The 17,944-nt window shown below is 42.6% G+C and carries 16 protein-coding genes and 1 pseudogene; 7 read left to right on the top strand and 10 right to left on the bottom strand.

What is annotated here, in order from left to right; genetic code table 11:
• The first annotated feature begins 34 nt into the window (after positions 1-34).
• Positions 35-448: a RidA family protein gene (locus tag INR79_RS10815; protein ID WP_223094147.1), complete on the top strand. Its 414-nt coding sequence runs from the start codon at positions 35-37 to the stop codon at positions 446-448.
• Between the two features lie 160 nt (positions 449-608).
• On the opposite strand, the gene INR79_RS10820 is transcribed toward INR79_RS10815, so the two are convergent.
• The 6 genes from INR79_RS10820 to INR79_RS10845 form a co-directional block, all read right to left on the bottom strand.
• On the bottom strand, positions 609-920 hold the full coding sequence (locus INR79_RS10820; RefSeq protein ID WP_022596190.1) for a hypothetical protein: 312 nt from the start codon (positions 918-920) through the stop codon (positions 609-611).
• Positions 921-1,105: 185 nt separating this feature from the next.
• The gene (locus INR79_RS10825) at positions 1,106-1,606 is read right to left on the bottom strand and encodes a GNAT family N-acetyltransferase (protein WP_223094149.1); all 501 of its coding nucleotides are present in this window, start codon (positions 1,604-1,606) and stop codon (positions 1,106-1,108) included.
• Positions 1,607-1,815: 209 nt separating this feature from the next.
• Complete coding sequence (locus INR79_RS10830; protein ID WP_223094151.1) at positions 1,816-2,586, bottom strand: GNAT family N-acetyltransferase; 771 nt, start codon at positions 2,584-2,586, stop codon at positions 1,816-1,818.
• A 134-nt stretch (positions 2,587-2,720) separates the two neighbouring features.
• The gene (locus INR79_RS10835; RefSeq protein ID WP_045961092.1) at positions 2,721-3,116 is read right to left on the bottom strand and encodes a hypothetical protein; all 396 of its coding nucleotides are present in this window, start codon (positions 3,114-3,116) and stop codon (positions 2,721-2,723) included.
• A 707-nt stretch (positions 3,117-3,823) separates the two neighbouring features.
• On the bottom strand, positions 3,824-4,885 hold the full coding sequence (locus INR79_RS10840) for a DUF262 domain-containing protein (RefSeq protein WP_223094153.1): 1,062 nt from the start codon (positions 4,883-4,885) through the stop codon (positions 3,824-3,826).
• On the bottom strand, positions 4,885-5,481 hold the full coding sequence (locus tag INR79_RS10845; protein WP_223094155.1) for a hypothetical protein: 597 nt from the start codon (positions 5,479-5,481) through the stop codon (positions 4,885-4,887). Before INR79_RS10845 ends, INR79_RS10840 begins: the two co-directional genes overlap by 1 nt.
• A gap of 137 nt (positions 5,482-5,618) precedes the next feature.
• Between INR79_RS10845 and INR79_RS10850 the strand changes: the two are divergent.
• Positions 5,619-5,777, top strand: a pseudogene (locus INR79_RS10850) (IS110 family transposase); the annotation flags it as partial.
• An 84-nt stretch (positions 5,778-5,861) separates the two neighbouring features.
• Here the strand turns inward: INR79_RS10850 and INR79_RS10855 are convergent.
• The 4 genes from INR79_RS10855 to INR79_RS10870 form a co-directional block, all read right to left on the bottom strand.
• Positions 5,862-6,302, bottom strand: a complete 441-nt coding sequence (locus INR79_RS10855; protein ID WP_223094157.1) for a YkvA family protein — start codon at positions 6,300-6,302, stop codon at positions 5,862-5,864.
• Positions 6,303-6,509: 207 nt separating this feature from the next.
• The gene (locus INR79_RS10860) at positions 6,510-7,040 is read right to left on the bottom strand and encodes a hypothetical protein (protein ID WP_223094159.1); all 531 of its coding nucleotides are present in this window, start codon (positions 7,038-7,040) and stop codon (positions 6,510-6,512) included.
• Positions 7,041-7,386: 346 nt separating this feature from the next.
• On the bottom strand, positions 7,387-8,562 hold the full coding sequence (locus tag INR79_RS10865) for a hypothetical protein (RefSeq protein ID WP_223094161.1): 1,176 nt from the start codon (positions 8,560-8,562) through the stop codon (positions 7,387-7,389).
• Positions 8,559-9,149, bottom strand: coding sequence for a hypothetical protein (locus INR79_RS10870; RefSeq protein ID WP_223094163.1), 591 nt, complete (start codon positions 9,147-9,149; stop codon positions 8,559-8,561). Before INR79_RS10870 ends, INR79_RS10865 begins: the two co-directional genes overlap by 4 nt.
• Positions 9,150-9,610: 461 nt before the next feature.
• Here INR79_RS10870 and INR79_RS10875 point away from each other — a divergent pair, with 461 nt between their 5' ends.
• The 5 genes from INR79_RS10875 (at position 9,611) to INR79_RS10895 (ending at position 17,933) form a co-directional block, all read left to right on the top strand.
• On the top strand, positions 9,611-11,230 hold the full coding sequence (locus tag INR79_RS10875) for a methyl-accepting chemotaxis protein (RefSeq protein WP_223094165.1): 1,620 nt from the start codon (positions 9,611-9,613) through the stop codon (positions 11,228-11,230).
• Between the two features lie 122 nt (positions 11,231-11,352).
• Positions 11,353-12,753, top strand: a complete 1,401-nt coding sequence (asnS, locus tag INR79_RS10880) for an asparagine--tRNA ligase (protein ID WP_223094167.1) — start codon at positions 11,353-11,355, stop codon at positions 12,751-12,753.
• 273 nt (positions 12,754-13,026) lie between these two features.
• Positions 13,027-14,529 (top strand): HD domain-containing phosphohydrolase, encoded by a 1,503-nt coding sequence (locus INR79_RS10885; RefSeq protein WP_223094169.1) that lies wholly within the window; start codon positions 13,027-13,029, stop codon positions 14,527-14,529.
• Positions 14,530-14,744: 215 nt separating this feature from the next.
• Entirely contained in the window at positions 14,745-15,935 is a 1,191-nt protein-coding gene (locus INR79_RS10890; RefSeq protein WP_022550937.1) for an amino acid aminotransferase, read from the top strand.
• Between the two features lie 114 nt (positions 15,936-16,049).
• Positions 16,050-17,933: a DUF294 nucleotidyltransferase-like domain-containing protein gene (locus INR79_RS10895; RefSeq protein WP_022596147.1), complete on the top strand. Its 1,884-nt coding sequence runs from the start codon at positions 16,050-16,052 to the stop codon at positions 17,931-17,933.
• Positions 17,934-17,944 lie beyond the last annotated feature (11 nt).

Here is a 17,944-nt window from a genome sequence, read left to right on the forward strand (position 1 = left end):
GCCAAATCAAAATAACTAACATGGAGAAAATACTATGGCTCATAAACAAGCGTTTCATAATAGCAAGCTACCTGACTTTCTTAATGCCTTTAGCTGGGGTTTAAAACTGACCGATTTTAACGACATCTTTTTTGTGACTGGTCATGCCGATTGCAACCCAAATTTTGTGACTCAGCACCCTGGCGACCCTGTTGCTCAAACCAAGTTGATTCTTAGCCAAATGCAATCATTTATCGAAGAAGCTGGTTATAGCGTTGACGACATTGTGCGCACGGACTGGACGTTTACTAACGATGTGAACTCTGCGCAATTTGAACAAATCGCCGCATTGTGGGAAGAATTTTTAAGTGACGTTCCGGTCAAACCTGCGACAGGAACATTAAGATATGTGCAGCGGCTAGGCATGCCAGATATGATGGTTGAATATGAGATGATGCTAGCCCGCTAACACAATGTTCAACCACGGTTGCAAACAACATTGATTTTCTAGACCAACGAGTACCACGCCAACACCTCAAAGCGGTACTCGTTAATATTGTTCTATTGTTCTAAAGCTTGGTACTCATCTGTAAATCCAGAAGGCAAATTACCAAGATTGAATTTCATATCTATTCAATGTGCAAACCAGAAGCTTGACATGTACCACTGGATGAAACTGCATAGTCAATCCTAACAACCTTAAAGCCAGCACTTTTAGCAGTCAAAACCTGAGAAAACATACCCTTACCAGCCTCAGTCGATAGGTTTAAATACATAATTCCCCATTTACATTCGGGTATTCCCTCAACTGTGTAAAAGCCCGCAGATGTAGCACCTTCTGAAAACACTCGTTTTACTGTCTTAGGAGTGCTTATTTGAGCAGCAAGTAAAGCACTTGATACCGACATAAGCACAGACGCGATAATTAATTTTTTTAACACTTTCAATTCCTTTGTTTACAAATAATACAATCCCAGTTTTAACTGGTTCATAATGCACTAGCCAAACCAACGTGTAGCACTTTAGAAACTAACGTTCATCTCGAAAAAGTGTGTCATATGTTGATGGTTGGTTTGAAGCTTCTTAGCGAATAGTTCACCAAATCATCAAGGTAGCCAGACCACGCCTACAAAAACTTCTCGATAAGAACTTCATCAATGTATTCACCCCGAACTTTTGCGTGCTTTTTCGCAGTACCTACTATTTCAAAGCCTTGTCTAACGTAAGCAGCCAGCGCACGCTCATTATCGCGGCGGACGTAAGCAAATAGCTTTTCATATCCCTTTTGCTTAGCGACCGCAAACGTAGACTCAAAAAGTTGTTTAGAGACACCGAGACCACGAGCACTTTCGCAAACAAACGTACCAATTATGCCAACATGCTCAAAAGCCTTTGTGTATTGATCGAACGGCTCAATATTTTGAAAACCAACAACTTTAGAATCGAGTTCAGACAGCGCTACGGTAAACACACCACGCTCAGGGAAACGAGCAATAAACTCTTTTTCTTCTTCTGGAGTAAAGGTCGTGTCTAGAACCGTGTATAAACCTTCAGAAATGATTGGATTGAGTACATTAGTAATGCCTTCTGCATCTTCCAGAGCCACCTGACGAACTACCAACTTCATGCAACCTATCCCTTATTACATTAAAAGATGTTTTGTACATGAGTTCGAGGCTTTCAGCAACTTTATCCATTGATGGCTGAAATATCGTACTCAACACCACTTACAAAGACCTGTTAGAAGTCATAAATCCCGTTAAAGTCGTAGGATTCACCGAGATAAGAAAGATGATAATGACTTTATGGTAAGAGCTGGCATCACACGTTATATACCTACCCTTTACACCAAACGCTTCGAATACCAACACTGCTAAACCCTACGGATTTACAGTTCTTGCTGCTGGTACTGCTTGGCATTACGTCCGTTAAGATCACTTCAGCGCCTAAAGATATTGCGTCTTCGATTCGAGCTCTCAGTAAGGCAGTCTGACACCCGTTAGAACGGTAGATCTCTTGGGTATACGCGTTAGCTAAAATTGCGTACTCATTTTCGATAAAACTTGTTGCCCAAGCACAAGGCTTACCATCTATTTTTGCAACATAACAACGAAACGTATCAGAGCAATAAAGCGAGCGCTTCTTTCCCCAGATTTCGTTTGTACACTTTAATCCTGACGTTTTGAGTAAAGCTAAAAACTCATCGACCTTATTATAATCCCAGCGTTCAACTGAAACTTGGTCTGAAACGTCTGTGGACACCGCATAGTTTGACGCTCTTAGTTCGAGAAATTCATGCTCAAAAACTGGTGCAAATCCGCGGTTTGATAGCCATGATTTCAGTTCATTTGTAATTGCCTGAGGCTCTATAGAAATCTCGGGAGAAAAACTATCTTCAAACAGCATCAGGTGACTCTCTAACGCTTCTGAACTACATGCACCATGAATGATTATCTGGTTGTCATACTTGCGTGTTTTGTCCACATAAACAGCACACCCACCAGCTTCAACCGTAAAAAGCTCACTTGCCAAATCTGTTGAAAGCGTTCGCTCATTACTAAAATGAAAGTAAGAGTTATATACGTCTTTTACTCTTTTATCTTGCATCGTTCCCTCGACATTGAATGAAATATAGTACCCGCTTAGACAGCAAACAGAACAATAACCAAATCGCCGTATTTAGCTTTAATAACACTCAAAAGCGCCATACATTTTCGGTCTGATTGAACTGCTTATGGTGTTTATTTTTCCAAGTATGCCTGAATCGTTATCGTATTGACGTGGCAAACATTTGAAGATACCTCAATGCCTTCTGTGCTCCAATCAAGATAACCATCTTTAAATACAGATACTTTATATGTTCCTTCACGCTCGTATGCGCCAAGTAAAGCCTTTGAGTTATCGCAACCTGTGCCATGAGGGTTGCTTCTTTCTTCGGAAAATTCACCATCACGAATGACAATTGAAGCTCCACAAGAAATACGATACCCCGTTTCTTTATCTATAACTTCAACCTTAATAGCTGGTTCAACGGAATCACTACATGCGACAACCTTGCCATCAGAAGTCGTTTTAAAATTGCAACCGGATAAAAAGACGCAGCTACAAGCTAATACCTTTAATAAAGTATTATTCATATTCTCCCTCAATAAACATAACGAACGAAACGAGCTTCCCTTTCTGACGTTCTGCCACTCTGTAGTGGTATCGACTTAACGAAAAATCACTTTGGTAACTAAGCAGCAGCCACTAACGGACGTCATTCTCCACAAACTAGAAATTCGCTCTAACCTGCTGACTAACATAGCAAATATGCTACTAATGCGTATAGGATTGAAAGTGTGTAGTGGCGCGCATTATTGAAGGGAGTGAATACGATTTAAACAGGATCAGCTTGGGTAAACTGGTGACTATCTAGTGCTCCAATGAACGAGGAGTACTTATATGCGCTGTACATTACAACATTAGGCACATAAGCAAACAAAATGCCCCAGATATGAACAGAAGCATGCTGATACCTACATCAAAGTTTGACTGCTTTTCGTTACCTTTCTGGCCTTCTTCCATTGAAGCAGCCATTCTAGTCGCTGTGTTCGGGCTATGCCTCAGGTAAGATTCTTTACCCGGTTTAGCTGTAAGAAATAGACCGCTCAGGCTCCACTGAATAAGCAGGGAATAAAAGAAGTAATCGCTGATGAAATTCAATTTAGGTACTGAAAACAGCATTTCACATATATGAAGTAAAACAGCTAGAAGTCCATTGACCACCATAAACACAAAACCCAACGATTAACACTAAAAATGCCAAGCGTTGGGAATCTGACTTGAACGTTTTGTTATGCAATTATATCGAAGATTGAACTAAGGTCGTTAAATATTCATTTCTTAGTAAACGTTCAGACTTATTATTAACTGCCTCAGTAGCTGAAAGCTTATAGTCTCCTGGTAACTGAGACTCAAACTCTTCAAGCTTACTTTTCAAAGTATCAATATTTATATCAGCACCTGTTTCTACCGTAAAGTACATTGCTAAGAAAAGACTAAAGAAGTTAGCTTTGTTGTTCCAGTAAGATTTTTGCCTTAATTTAAGTTGAGCAAACAATCCAGATACAGTTTCAAAGTTTTCTATTAGATCGGACTTCATATCAAATCCATCAGATAAGTCATTAAGATATTCTGTAACTCTATCATTTCTATTATATATGCCACCGATTGCCGTCGACAAAATATTTAAGACATACATCAGGTTGTTTTTCTTTGAAATTTCTCTAACTGTAAATATATTTTTTGAAGTAAAAAGCTTTACTGTTTTGTTTATTTTTTGTTTCTCAGCCCAAAGGTAAAATTCATCTGATATATTCGGATCTGACTTGAAGTTCTTGGCTTTTTTAGCAATATCAACCTGATCAGTTAACAATTTAGCAACCAACATATATTCAGACGTCGAATATTCTGACGCTAACTTTTCTATAGTCGTTAAAGAGTTAGAAGTTCTATTAATTCTTTGGAAAATTTCTTTAACTTTAGGGTCATCATTTTCAAGATCAAGCTCAATTACAGCAATTTCATATTTAAGAAAATTAGATTTATCTTCCTCTACAAGATCCTTATAAAACTTACCATCTACTTCAAATTCATTTGCAATGAAAGATTTAATTGCATTCGTTCTTTGCTGCCCATCAACTATGCAGGAAACCGTAGTCATTTTCTCTACGTCTATTTTACCTTTAGAAATAAATATTTCTGGGAAAGGAAATCCCAATAATATTGTTTTTATAAAGTCCTTCTTGTGTGATTCTAACCACACAAGGTTTCTTTGAAAATAGGCATCAGGAATCAGCAACTCTTTGTTAATATCATTTATAAGATTCAATAATGAAACTGATCTAACTTTATAAGCAATCATTATATTGTTGTTTCCTTGTTTTTTACATGCAGTTCTATTGCTGTTCTTTGTTTCTTTTCAAAGAAACACTCTGACAAATATATTCCTGCATCTATAGATTTGAATAAACTGGAGTGCTTTGTAGATAACTTACCAAAAAAGCTTCTAATCTCAGCTCTTTTTGTACAATTTGGCATTAAATCAGGTCTAAAAATACCTTTGCTCAAATACGACAAGTATTTGTCCTTCACTGCTCCTCCCTGTTCGGTATCCCTGGGGAACTTATCTACTTCTCTGTATCCATTAGTTTCTTTAGAAACAATTTCCATGTACTCAATGAACAATGAAGAATCAATAATCGCAATATCTAGGTCTGATTTTTTATCTTGAAAATCTCTTTTTTTGTGCAAACTTCGACCTATTTGACCAGAGCCTGTAGCTTGTATTGAAGTAAAGGGAACTTTAAAAAAGTTGCTAATTTCATCGAAAATTTCATACTTCAAGTCCTCTTTACCCACAAAAGCAAAAGTTGGATAGGATAGATACACCTTTCTTACTGTCTCTTCGTGAGAAATTTTGTTTTCTATGTCTCTATCAATAGTTGCTAAATGATTCATGAACTTCTCAATTTTTTATTTCATTTTATCATGCTTAACTGACGCAATACATACTTTGCTGCATAACGAATGACATGGATTCCCCCCTTCCTAGAATCTGCCACACTGAGGTGGTATCGATTAACACTGGAGGCACCATGTCTTGTTCTTATTTTGGCGGTATCGACCTAGCGAAAAATCACTTTAGTATCCACATCGTCGACTCGGACAGAAAAGTCATTATCCACAAATCCGTTACTCGCCCTAAGCTCCTGACTAACATAGCAAATATGCCACCTATGCGTATAGGATTAGAGATGGATTGGCTGCTATCGCAGCCAATAGAATGTTATTGCCTATTGACAGACGGAAGGCTTATATGTGTTAGTTCTATTAATTAGTTAGCTCAGAAGGTTTTCTACTTTCTGTTGAGCTTGCTCGATAACACCGTCATCGATACAAGACGCAACAGCTACTAAAGCAGTACCAATTAGTCCAATATCATCGGTATACCCTAGTATCGGAGTGAGATCAGGAATGGCGTCAATTGGCGATATAAGATAACCAAGCGCTCCGTAAATAGCCGTTTTGTGGGCCAATGTACAATCTTTATGTTCAGTTGCATAATACAAAGTAAACGCTTTTTCTAACCCGCCTTTACCAATTGACGTGGCATAGTTCTTACATTTTTCCCAAAAGCTGTCGTCGCTAAATTCATCATTGTATTTTTCTTGAGCTTCCTCAAGAGAAACATCGCTGCTTTTTAAGTCACCTTTCTTTTCAGCAATACTAGCTTGGTCTGCATTCGAGCCCATTAGTTTGTTAATCGCTTTAGAAAACATTGTTATCCCTTCCCGTAGTTTAGTTTCGATAGATACAGGAGGTGAATCTTTCCAGAACATAACTAATATGTCCACAATTTAAATGCAACAACTTGACTATACAGCTAACGCTAGGCATAAGATACGCCGCGACTAAATAACCAAGCCCACTGAACACCGTATCAAAGCCGCCGAGTGTAACGCGTCACCTTGATGCCTTTGTTATACCTATGCGATTTTATTCCAGAGGTTCATTTCCCACTCAGAAAGAGACAAGTTAGCCTCTTGCGCCGTTTCTTTAGCTTCGTTTATTAAGAACTCATATTCCTTAATGCAATTCATTTCAGTCCAATTAACTTTAGAACTGATGGCTCTCAGGACAATACCATCTAGCGGGATATGAGGCGGTTCTTGAGGAATATACCCATACACCCAAAGAAACTTTAAATACAAGTTAACAGCCTTTTGTGCCGTTCCTACACGAAACTCGCCTTGATTCAGGATCTCACTATGCTTCTGAGTGACGTTTACTACGATAGCCGAGATGTTGTTTATATGATCTTTGTTATCAACTTTACGTTGGTATACCTCTTCGAGTGCAAAAAGCTCTGTCTTTACAGTATCTCGAAGTCCATTTTTTTCTCGGTTATAAGAAGTTTCTTTTTCATCTTTTGTCTTCTTACGATATACATTTCCTCTCTGGAACGCTGCAATTATCGAGTTTGATAACGCTATTTTTAGAATAAACTCTTTTTTCATTCCGCTGGTTTCCTTTCTAGATATAACAATACTTATGCAACAAACTATCCATATAATTTATCCACAGATCTTCACATAACATTCTTATTAGGCGAAATATATAACACATATCTTTATGTAATCTTTGACTAAATCGGCTTTTGAGACAGAAGCGTCATTCACAGAACTAGATTACTTTTCGAGAAAAGTGGACAAGGCAGCAACACTTTGGAATATCCGGTTCATTCGAACGGTTTGGTATAAAAAGAAGGAATGTTCTCGACCCTCTTTACTTAAAGCAGAAACCCGCGAGCTCGGGATCTAGATGCTATGCGGGTATCGGTGATTTGAGGTTATGGGTATACGTTTATAGCGTAAAGAACGCTCGCGAGAAGAACCCAATGGTGATGATGGGGGCGAAAGCGGCGAAGGAACAGAGCACCGGGGTTCTGGCTCTTGGATAACGTTCTAACAACAGCACAATGCAGAAGAACGCTGGATACAACCCAAACAGGTATCTCGGCATCGCATTCAGGCTTGATGAGAACGGGAGATAGAGGTTGATAAACATAAAGATCGCTTCTGCGAAATACTTCTTCATGCACAAGTAACCGACCATCGCAAACCCAGCCAGACCAACCAGTGTGAGGTAAAGCTTCGACCCTCCCCTTTCAAAGCCGTATTCTATCCAGTCTATTGGGTGAGTAAAAACCCTACCCCACGCTATCTGGATATGCCCGAAAGCCAGGGCGTCTCCTGATTGGAAATAGAGGAAGGTCATAAAACCAAAGAAACCTAATGGAACCACCCAAATTGCGGTAACCGCTCTTAATGCGGGTAACCTGAATGTGAAAAGGTTTCTGAATCCGTAATGCTGAATGGCAATGATCAGTAACGAGAAAACCAGCATCACGCCCAGATTACGGGTGATGGCGGCTATCAGCCCGAGTATGGCAGCCCAAAGCCATTGTTCCCGATACGCGCAAAGGAAAACCCCACTCACTAATGCAATAAATAAGGGTTCGGCATACCCTGCCATTGAATAAACGGTAAACGGTGAAAAACACATTAACCAGATTGCGTGCTTTTGACCTTTTTCACTTATGCCCATTTGTTTCAGCGCCATGATGAAAACAGGCACGCTGATCAAAAATGCAAGGTTAGAAACAATCACCAATGTGATTTTTCCATCGCCAAAAATTGGCATCAATAGCTTGCCCAAGAACGGAGTTACCGGCATAAACGCCCAGTTTGCTGCGTTTTTGTTACTCAACCATTTCGGGTACAGGTCGTAGCCGTAATCGATCATTCTTCTGAACCAGACGCAATCAAACCGGCAGATTGTTTGCCAGGCTGTCAGCTCGCTGGTATCAACCGTTTTAAAAACATCAACCCCAACCAACCCAATGAAGTAGAGAACGATCCGGCTTACCAGAACAGCTAAAACAATGGTGATCCAGTCTTCTTTGGTTAAGGAAATATCTGGTAGAGAAGAAGATGTTTTGTCTACCAGAGGAGTTTTGGCAAGTTGAACTGTACTCATTGGAACACCACCGACTGAACATTAACGGATTCCATAGGCTTTATTTTTAGATAATTTAGATTTTCTTTATTTAATTGGTTCATCGAGAACTTGAGCGTAATTTTATTTCTGAAGTAATTCGGCTCTAATGGTACGTCGTTCAAATAAAAATCTATTCTGGGTAATTCTGAAGCATCTCTCGACAGTGAAATTGTTATTCTTTCAGCTTTGTCTGGAGTGGAAGAAAATAATAACCCTCCAGCAGAATTTAGCGGGCGATGTCCCTCCACTATTTTCTTTCTCCACCCTTCTCTCGTCAGCAGCGGGCTTTTTTCTGTAATATTGACCATGCCCGACTCAGGAATGGCAAATGTTTCTTTATCTCTACCCCAGTAAAGTGTTCTTGTGTCCATGTAATAGGTTTGATAAGACAGGCTCACTTGTGGGGTCGCAATTAAATACAGCACCCAAAGGTAGTACCCAGAAAGGGCAAAAAATAGGAAAATTAAGAATATACGCAACTTTCTATTTGAAGCATGACTTGTGAGTTCGTCACCTTCCAGATGAGCAGAAACCCCAGTTTCGTGCCTCATTACCTCTTCCGACATACCAGTTTCCTTATGCAGCAACAAGTGAAAGGTTGCGTTTTATCGCACTCAAACCAGCGCTATGTCAGTGTCTTGTCAGCGTAAGGGCAACTCGATGCTTTATCGGCTAAGTATCACTCAACGTGAAAGGATAATTAGCGCATTCTAATTAAGTTTCTTTGTCCTCTTTCTTTAAAATTCGCCAAAAACATTATCAACTAAAGTCTAATAGATAAATTAAACCAAACCTGATCATATTTATTTTGTATTTTAAAATATTAACAGAATGTACAAATAACCGAGTATTTATGTCAGGTAATATTTAAATAAATTTGTTCTAAATCAATTTATATTAATTATTCATTACTAAGTTCACAGTAACAATTAAAACTGAGACAACTTAACTTTTTATTAACTTAAAATAACACCAGAGCATTATCTGTTGCTCAATTAATTTAATAATCAAAATAAAAAGTCAGCCAATGAACGTGTCTATTACCTATAAACTGCTTTTCACGCTGGTGTCAGTATTTACTTTAGTATTGGCATCTTCTACGGGTTACCAGTATTTTCAGCAACGCAACTTAATCTATACGGTATTAAGCGAGCAACTGCTGGACAAGGCAGGTAACTACTTCGACAGCCTGAACATGATGATGCTCACTGGCACCATGAGCCAGAAAGAGACGTTACGGGAAAAAGCGCTTGCCCAAGACGGGATTGAAAATGTCCGGGTTTTGCGGGCAGAGGCCGTATCTCGCCTGTATGGTGCGGGAGGCGAAAACCAGTCTGCCATCGACAACATCGATCAGCGTGCCTTAGCCGGTGAAACCGTTATTGAAAGCATCTCTGCGGATTGGGGCAAAGGCATTGTGGTGGCTTTGCCAATGAAAGCCAGCGACAACTATCGCGGGACAAACTGCATCAATTGCCACATGGCGAAAGAAGGCGAAGTGTTAGGTGCCATCAGGCTTGAATATAACCTAAGCCATCTGAACCAACTTATCAGCCAGCGAACCATTATTGCGGTCGCTATCATGACGGCGATTGCCGCGGTCGGTTTTTTGATTGCACTGAGCATGATAAGGAAAATCGTGGTCAACCCGCTAAAAATGACTTCTCGCTTGATGGAACAGGTCAGCTCAAACAAAGATCTTTCTATCCGGCTTGATACAAAGCAAAAGGATGAAGTTGGTCAACTATCAAAAGACATCAACCATTTATTAGACAGTGTGGCATCCAGCATGTGGCAGGTTCAGAAAACCTCGCATTCTCTTGCTGAATCCGCCACTCAGTTAACGAATGTGGCAAAAGATAACGACCACGCGGCGAACAATCAGCAACAGGAGACTGCTGAAGTTAATCAGAATATTGCTGAGCTGCAAGAACAGCAGCAGTGCATTGAAAACGCCACTACTGACGCCTCAGCATTAATTACTCACACCACCGAAACCGCGAAATCCAGCTCAGCACAGTCACACAATGCGAGCGAAGATATTCAGAACCTGGTTGGAGACATCGAATCGGTAAAAGGCATGATCTCCGATTTGAACGAGCAAACCGGTGAAGTGTCTTCGATTCTTTCAGTCATAAAGGGCATTGCAGAACAAACGAACCTGCTCGCATTAAATGCGGCTATAGAGGCGGCAAGGGCGGGAGAACAAGGTCGAGGGTTTGCCGTGGTTGCCGATGAAGTGCGACAACTGGCCAGCCGAACACAAGAGGCCACGGGCAGCATTGAAAACATCATTGCCGATTTTCAGCAAGGCAGCGTTCAGTCGTTAAACTCGGTTGATGAGGTGTGCCAACAAGCTCACTCCCGCGCAGAATCTATCGAATCCCTCTCATGCACCCTGAAAGAAGTCGTGAGTGAAATGCAACAGGCTAACTCGCATGCAACCAGTATTCAGGAGCAGGTCAAACTTCAGACATCTGTTAGTACAAATGTTAGTCAGAAGATAGAAACCATTACCCTACATGCGGATCAAACCTCTGCTTCAGCCCGTCAAACGCGAGAGATCAGTCTAAATCTTGAACATTTGTCGGAAGAACTCGAATCATTACTGAATCAATTTACCCTGCCAAGCGATATTAAAGGTTGAAGCTGATGAATTGACAGGTAATATGTCAGGTTGAAATTAAAGAAATGATTTCTAACCCGACTGAGCGATTAAAAACCGCTCAGTCGGGTTGTATTTTGACCTCTATGGAGAATATAACAAACATGACTTACGCGCCTGTAAAAGACGTACTAAGCGGTAAGCTAGCTGTAGACAGTGAAGTCACTGTTAAAGGCTGGATCCGTTCACGTCGTGATTCCAAAGCCGGAATCTCTTTCCTTGCCATTTATGACGGCTCTTGTTTCGACCCGATTCAGGCCGTGGTCCCAAATAATCTTAATAATTACGAAGACGAAGTGCTTAAGCTAACAACTGGCTGCTCTGTTGAAGTAACAGGTAAGATTGTTGAATCTCCAGCAGAAGGTCAGGATTTTGAACTTGCCGCTACTGGTGTGAAGGTAGTTGGCTGGATTGAAGATGCTGAAACTTACCCAATGGCAAAAACACGTCACTCAATTGAGTACCTTCGTGAAGTTGCGCACCTTCGCCCTCGCACAAACGTTATCGGTGCAGTTGCACGCGTACGTAACTGTCTGTCTCAGGCGATTCACCGCTTCTACCACGAGCAAGGCTACTTCTGGGTATCTGCTCCGCTTATCACTGCTTCCGATGCAGAAGGCGCTGGTGAAATGTTCCGCGTTTCAACGCTAGACATGGAAAACCTGCCTCGCACTGAAAAAGGCGACGTGGACTTCAACGAAGATTTCTTCGGTAAAGAGACGTTCCTGACTGTATCTGGTCAGCTAAACGCAGAAGCTTATGCGTGTGCCCTAAGCAAAGTGTACACGTTCGGACCTACGTTCCGAGCAGAAAACTCGAACACCAGTCGCCACCTTGCGGAATTCTGGATGGTTGAGCCTGAAGTGGCATTTGCGGATCTTGAAGACATCGCGAAGCTGGCTGAAGACATGCTGAAATACGTATTTGAAGCCGTACTTGCAGAATGCCGCGACGATCTTGAGTTCTTCGCTCAGCGTATCGACAAAGAAGCCATTACTCGCCTAGAGCAATTCGTTGCTTCTGATTTTGCTCAAGTAGACTACACAGACGCTATCCAGATTCTTCTGGATTCTGGTCGTGAATTCGAATTCCCTGTTGAATGGGGTATCGATATGTCTTCTGAGCACGAGCGCTTCCTGGCAGAAGAGCACTTCAAAGCGCCAGTTATCGTGAAGAACTACCCGAAAGACATCAAAGCTTTCTACATGCGTTCTAACGAAGACGGCAAAACCGTGGCTGCTATGGATGTACTGGCTCCGGGTATCGGTGAAATCATCGGTGGTGCACAGCGTGAAGAGCGCCTAGACGTTCTGGATGCTCGTATGCGTGAAATGGGTATCGACCCAGAACACATGAGCTGGTACCGCGATCTGCGTAAATACGGCACAGTGCCACACGCGGGCTTCGGTCTGGGCTTTGAGCGTCTGGTTTCTTACGTAACAGGTATGGGTAACGTTCGCGACGTGATTCCTTTCCCACGTACGCCACGCAGCGCAAACTTCTAAGATTTTTTAATCTTACCGAAAACGCCACTCTCTCGGGAGTGGCGTTTTTATTTTCAGCACTTATACCCAAAAGTTCTTAAGAGACTTTGGTATATACCCGGCTTTGCTTGCGCCCTAGGTAAGCTGAAATGAAAAGAATCATAATCGGGTCTAGATAATTACAACGTAGTGATATAAAGCTCATCATGAGCGGTCATTTGAGTGTAGAAACTCATTAAAATGCTAGACTGAACAAAAGATAAAACAGGTCACAGAACCAGAAAGGATTGTCCTATGAAATTTCAGGACTTCAATACATCATTAACTTTTAAGCTGTACACCATTGCCGGCTTGATATTCGGTATTTACGGGGGGCGTGTCTGCCCAATGCTGGAAACCCTCACATTGGAAGAAGTACTGGTTCATACCGGCGTTGTATTCAGTGTGATGTTTGTGATACGTATGGCAATTACCCGATCCTTGGTAAACAAGGAAGATGTGAATTACATCAAGCTGGACACCGCACTCTTTTTCTTTATGAGCGTCCCTTTCTCGCTCTTCTATCGCACAGTTTACGACTTCCCATACGACAGCAACCTCAAGGTGCTATTCGGGATGACTCTGTTTGGTTTCTTCACTGGCAGTATTTTGCATTTGAGCCATCAGATAAACAGCTTCAACGATTTACTAAAGCAAAACCAAGCCAGCTTTAACTTAATGGGCAAACGTCGCTCCTTGGTCAAGCAGATGATTACTCTGGTAGTCCTGCTGCTTTGTACTCTTGCCATAATGATGAGCATGGTCGCGTTTAAAGACATCCACTGGCTGGAAAACACACCGGAAGCGCTGCATGACGGTTCAGGCAAGCTTAGTATTCTGAAAGAGTTCATCTACATCTCCGCTGTATTAACTGGTTATGCCATTACCATTATGTTGCTCTGGGCGAAGCTGATGAAGCAAATCCTGATCAGTCAGGAAAGAGCTCTGATACAGGTGACTAATGGCAATATTGATGCTCGCCTACCCGTTGCCCAGAACGATGAACTGGGAGCCATGGCACGAATGACCAACCAAATGCTCGATTCGTTGCAAGACTCGCAAGACGAAGTGAAAACCACACGTGACGTGGCCATTGTCAGTCTGGCGGCATTGGCAGAATCACGAGACAACGAGACAGGCGCTCATATTCTGCGTACACAGGAATATGTCAAAGCGCTTGCGATTCATCTTTCAGGACACCCTAAACTTAAAGAACAGCTCACCCCTTCCTATATTGATCTGCTGTACAAGTCGGCACCTTTGCACGACGTAGGTAAAGTGGGCATTCCAGATTCCGTGCTACTCAAGCCGGGTAAACTGACAGATGAAGAATTCGAGATAATGAAAGGCCACCCTCAAATAGGTGCCGATGCCCTCTCTATTGCTGAAAAGCGCATGGGCAGCAGTTCGTTTCTTCGCGTTGCCCGTGAAATCGCCTTAACCCACCATGAGAAATGGGACGGTACTGGATATCCGAATGCACTGAGTGGTGAAGGCATTCCACTGTCCGGTCGCTTAATGGCACTGGCCGATGTTTATGACGCATTGATAACAAAACGCGTATACAAACCCGCTTTCAGCCATGAAAAAGCCAAAGGGATCATTCTTGAAGGCAAAGGAAAGCATTTCGACCCTGAAGTCGTGGACGCTTTTCTTGCTATTGAAGAAGAATTTATGGCTATTGCCGCTCAATATAAAGACATGAAACAGGAAACTCCGAAACAAGATCCTGATACGGGTAATCTGCAATTTGCATAAGGTTGACGTAGTTTTGGCATTTTCAGGACTTATCTGGCAAAAATCTTAGGTTTTTGTAGGAGATTAGCCCGCTTTTTCTGACCTTGATCAGCTGCGAGCCACCTAACAAAGAAAAATACTACTTTCTGTTGAAATCCGGTTGTAACCCGTGACTGGGAAAGGTATAACTAGCGTATATTTATACCTTTCCCATTTAATCAACACGGACGCCGATTATGTTTGAAAAAGTCATTGCCGCCCCCGCTGACCCAATCCTTGGTCTGACTGAAGAATTCAAAAAAGATTCCCGCGCAGAAAAAATTAACCTAGGTGTGGGTATCTACAAAAATGAACAAGGTCAGACTCCAGTTCTGGCTACAGTTAAAAAAGCGGAAGCTGCACTTCTTGAAACAGAAAAAACCAAATCTTACCTGACCATCGAAGGGACAGCTGAGTACGGTTTAGCGGTACAAAAGTTACTATTTGGCGCAGATTCTGATGTTGTCGCATCTAAACGTGCAAAAACAGCACAAGCTCCAGGTGGTACGGGTGCACTACGCGTGGCAGGCGAATTCATCAAACGTCACCTGAACAGCCCTAAAATCTGGATCAGTAACCCAACTTGGGCAAACCACAACGGCGTATTCACGGCTGCTGGTTTAGAAACGGCTCAATACGGTTACTACAACGCTGAAACTAAAGACAAAGATTTCGCTGCAATGGTAGCGGATCTTGAAACGGCAAGTGCTGGCGATATCGTTCTTCTTCACGGCTGCTGCCACAACCCAACGGGCATCGACCCAACGGCAGAAGAGTGGGAAACTCTGGCTAAGCTGTGTGCGGAAAAAGGTCTGCTTCCTCTGTTTGATTTTGCATACCAAGGTTTCGCAAAAGGTGTTGAGGAAGACGCAGCAGGTCTACGCGTATTTGCTGAGCACAACACTGAGATTCTGGTTGCAAGTTCATTCTCTAAGAACTTTGGTCTGTACAACGAACGTGTTGGTGCGTTTACGCTTGTCGCTAAGTCTGAAGACGTTGCTGCAACAGCCTTCTCTCAGGTTAAGAGCATTATCCGTTCTATCTACTCTAACCCACCAGCGCACGGCTCAGCGGTTGTTACTCACATCCTGAACGACGAAGCACTGCGCGCAGAATGGGAAAAAGAAGTGGCAGAAATGCGCGACCGTATTCAGGAAATGCGTGAGCTGTTCGTTTCTACATTGAAAGCGGAAGGCGTTGACGCAGACTTCAGCTTCATTGAGCGCCAGAATGGCATGTTCTCTTTCTCTGGTCTGTCAAAAGATCAGGTTAACCGCCTGAAAGAAGAATTTGCAATCTACATCGTTGGCTCAGGTCGTATCAGCGTTGCGGGTATGACAAAAGAAAACATGGGTCCACTGTGTAAAGGTATTGCTGCGGTTCTTTAATCGTTATCGATACATTACGTATTAATATATTTTAAAGACCAGTCATTCGACTGGTCTTTTTTGTTGATTACTATAGGATGGAGAACAATAAAAAAGCCTACAGTCAGCTCTCCTATGCAAGCAGAAATAATAGAAATAAAGTCCTTTATCTCCCAGTACCCTCCTTTCAGTGCATTGCCAGAAGAGCTGCTTGATAAAGTCGCCAGCAACATAGAAATATCTTACTTTCGTCAGGGGACACCCATCATCCATTTTGGCGATCATATCCACGATTTGTATCTTGTGCGGAGCGGCGTTGTGGAAGTCTATCGCCGTAACGGAGAGCTTTATAACCGATTAGATGAAGGCGACATTTTTGGGCAGATGGGTCTGCTGACGAACAACAAAGTTCGCTTTCCTGTTACGGCAATTGAAGACTCCCTCGTTTACTGCATTCCGGAAGCAATTTTCCAGACCTTATATGATGAAAACGATCTGTTTGCCGATTTCGTTGAAGTGGAAGATTCAGCCCGGCTCCGTCAGGCGGTATCCAACACCAGTGATGCCAACGACCTCACTACATCCAAAGTGCGTACTTTGATTACTCGTGAGCCTGTCACTATTTATTCCGATCAGTCGATTCAGGAAGCGGCACAAACTATGGCGGAAGAAAACGTCTCTTCGCTGTTGGTTTTTGATCGCGAAACCGCTGAAAACGATGAAGACGACAGCCCCCTGAAAGGCATCATCACTGACCGAGATCTCTGTACCCGTGTATTAGCAGCGGGTTTGTCGCCCCAATCTGCGGTTTACGATGTGATGAGCACAGACTTAGTCTCGCTGGATCACAATGCCTACGTTTACGAAGCTATGTTGACCATGCTCCGATACAACGTTCACCACCTTCCCGTAGTGAAAAACCAGCAGCCTCTCGGTATCATCGAAGCGACCGACATTGTTCGCTATGAGTCTCAGAACTCCCTGTTGCTGGTAAGCAGTATTTTCCAGCAGCAGACAATGGAAGAATTGCAGACCCTTTCCGAGCAGGTCAAAGACAGTTTTGTTCGTTTAGTCAATGAAGACGCCAACTCTCATATGGTGGGCAGCGCCATGTCGGTGATTGGTCGCAGCTTCAAACAGAGAATCATTGAACTGGCGGAAGAAACGCTGGGACCACCACCAGTACCCTACTGCTTCCTGGCATTAGGCTCCATGGCAAGAGACGAGCAGCTTATCGTCACCGATCAGGATAATGCCATTATTCTCGACGAAAGCTATAAGCCGGATCAGCACGGCGACTACTTTGAAAAGCTGGCGAAGTTTGTCTGCGATGGCTTAGATCAGTGCGGATACAACTACTGCACCGGAGACATCATGGCAACTAACCCTATGTGGCGCATGACGCGCCGCGAATGGGAAGAATGCTTTAATGACTGGATTGATGATCCAAACCCCAAAGCTCTGCTCAACAGCTCGATCTTCTTCGATCTGGATGGCGTATATGGGCGAACCAAGTGGGCAGAACAACTCAATGGATACATAGTACGCAGAGCAAGAAAGAATAATCGCTTCCTTGCCTGTCTGGCGCGTAATGCTATCAGCCGAACCCCACCTCTTGGCTTCTTCAAAAGCTTTGTGATGGAAAAAGATGGTCAGCATAAAAACTCCATCAACCTCAAACGCCGTGGCACTGCCCCACTCGCTGATTTGATTCGCGTTCATGCACTTGCAGTGGGTTCTCGCTCTCAAAACTCCTTTGAGCGTTTAGACGACATCATAGACGCGGGGATTCTGCCAAATGGTCGTGCTGAAGACTTGCGTGATGCAATGGAGTTCATTTCTATGGTTCGGATTCGCCATCAGGCCTTAGATGTAGAGGCAGAGATCGAACCGGACAACAATATCGAACCAGACAACATGTCTGACTTCGAAAGACGAAACCTAAAAGACGCATTCCAGATTCTTAGCAATGCTCAGAACTTCCTTAAATATCGCTATCAAGCGAACACCTTTAAGTAGTCGGAGCTGGT

The sequence above is a fragment of the Vibrio sp. SCSIO 43132 genome (assembly GCF_019904195.1).
In the GTDB taxonomy this organism is placed as follows: domain Bacteria; phylum Pseudomonadota; class Gammaproteobacteria; order Enterobacterales; family Vibrionaceae; genus Vibrio; species Vibrio nigripulchritudo.

Bases quoted from the DNA above. Each gene is read 5' to 3' on its own strand.
- INR79_RS10860 (WP_223094159.1), bottom strand. From the start codon at position 7,040: ATGAAAAAAGAGTTTATTCTAAAAATAGCGTTATCAAACTCGATAATT.
- INR79_RS10875 (WP_223094165.1), top strand. From the start codon at position 9,611: ATGAACGTGTCTATTACCTATAAACTGCTTTTCACGCTGGTGTCAGTA.
- INR79_RS10890 (WP_022550937.1), top strand. From the start codon at position 14,745: ATGTTTGAAAAAGTCATTGCCGCCCCCGCTGACCCAATCCTTGGTCTG.
- INR79_RS10845 (WP_223094155.1), bottom strand. From the start codon at position 5,481: ATGAATCATTTAGCAACTATTGATAGAGACATAGAAAACAAAATTTCT.
- INR79_RS10840 (WP_223094153.1), bottom strand. From the start codon at position 4,885: ATGATTGCTTATAAAGTTAGATCAGTTTCATTATTGAATCTTATAAAT.
- INR79_RS10830 (WP_223094151.1), bottom strand. From the start codon at position 2,586: ATGCAAGATAAAAGAGTAAAAGACGTATATAACTCTTACTTTCATTTT.
- INR79_RS10870 (WP_223094163.1), bottom strand. From the start codon at position 9,149: ATGTCGGAAGAGGTAATGAGGCACGAAACTGGGGTTTCTGCTCATCTG.
- INR79_RS10855 (WP_223094157.1), bottom strand. From the start codon at position 6,302: ATGTTTTCTAAAGCGATTAACAAACTAATGGGCTCGAATGCAGACCAA.
- INR79_RS10885 (WP_223094169.1), top strand. From the start codon at position 13,027: ATGAAATTTCAGGACTTCAATACATCATTAACTTTTAAGCTGTACACC.
- INR79_RS10865 (WP_223094161.1), bottom strand. From the start codon at position 8,562: ATGAGTACAGTTCAACTTGCCAAAACTCCTCTGGTAGACAAAACATCT.
- asnS (WP_223094167.1), top strand. From the start codon at position 11,353: ATGACTTACGCGCCTGTAAAAGACGTACTAAGCGGTAAGCTAGCTGTA.
- INR79_RS10825 (WP_223094149.1), bottom strand. From the start codon at position 1,606: ATGAAGTTGGTAGTTCGTCAGGTGGCTCTGGAAGATGCAGAAGGCATT.
- INR79_RS10815 (WP_223094147.1), top strand. From the start codon at position 35: ATGGCTCATAAACAAGCGTTTCATAATAGCAAGCTACCTGACTTTCTT.
- INR79_RS10895 (WP_022596147.1), top strand. From the start codon at position 16,050: ATGCAAGCAGAAATAATAGAAATAAAGTCCTTTATCTCCCAGTACCCT.
- INR79_RS10835 (WP_045961092.1), bottom strand. From the start codon at position 3,116: ATGAATAATACTTTATTAAAGGTATTAGCTTGTAGCTGCGTCTTTTTA.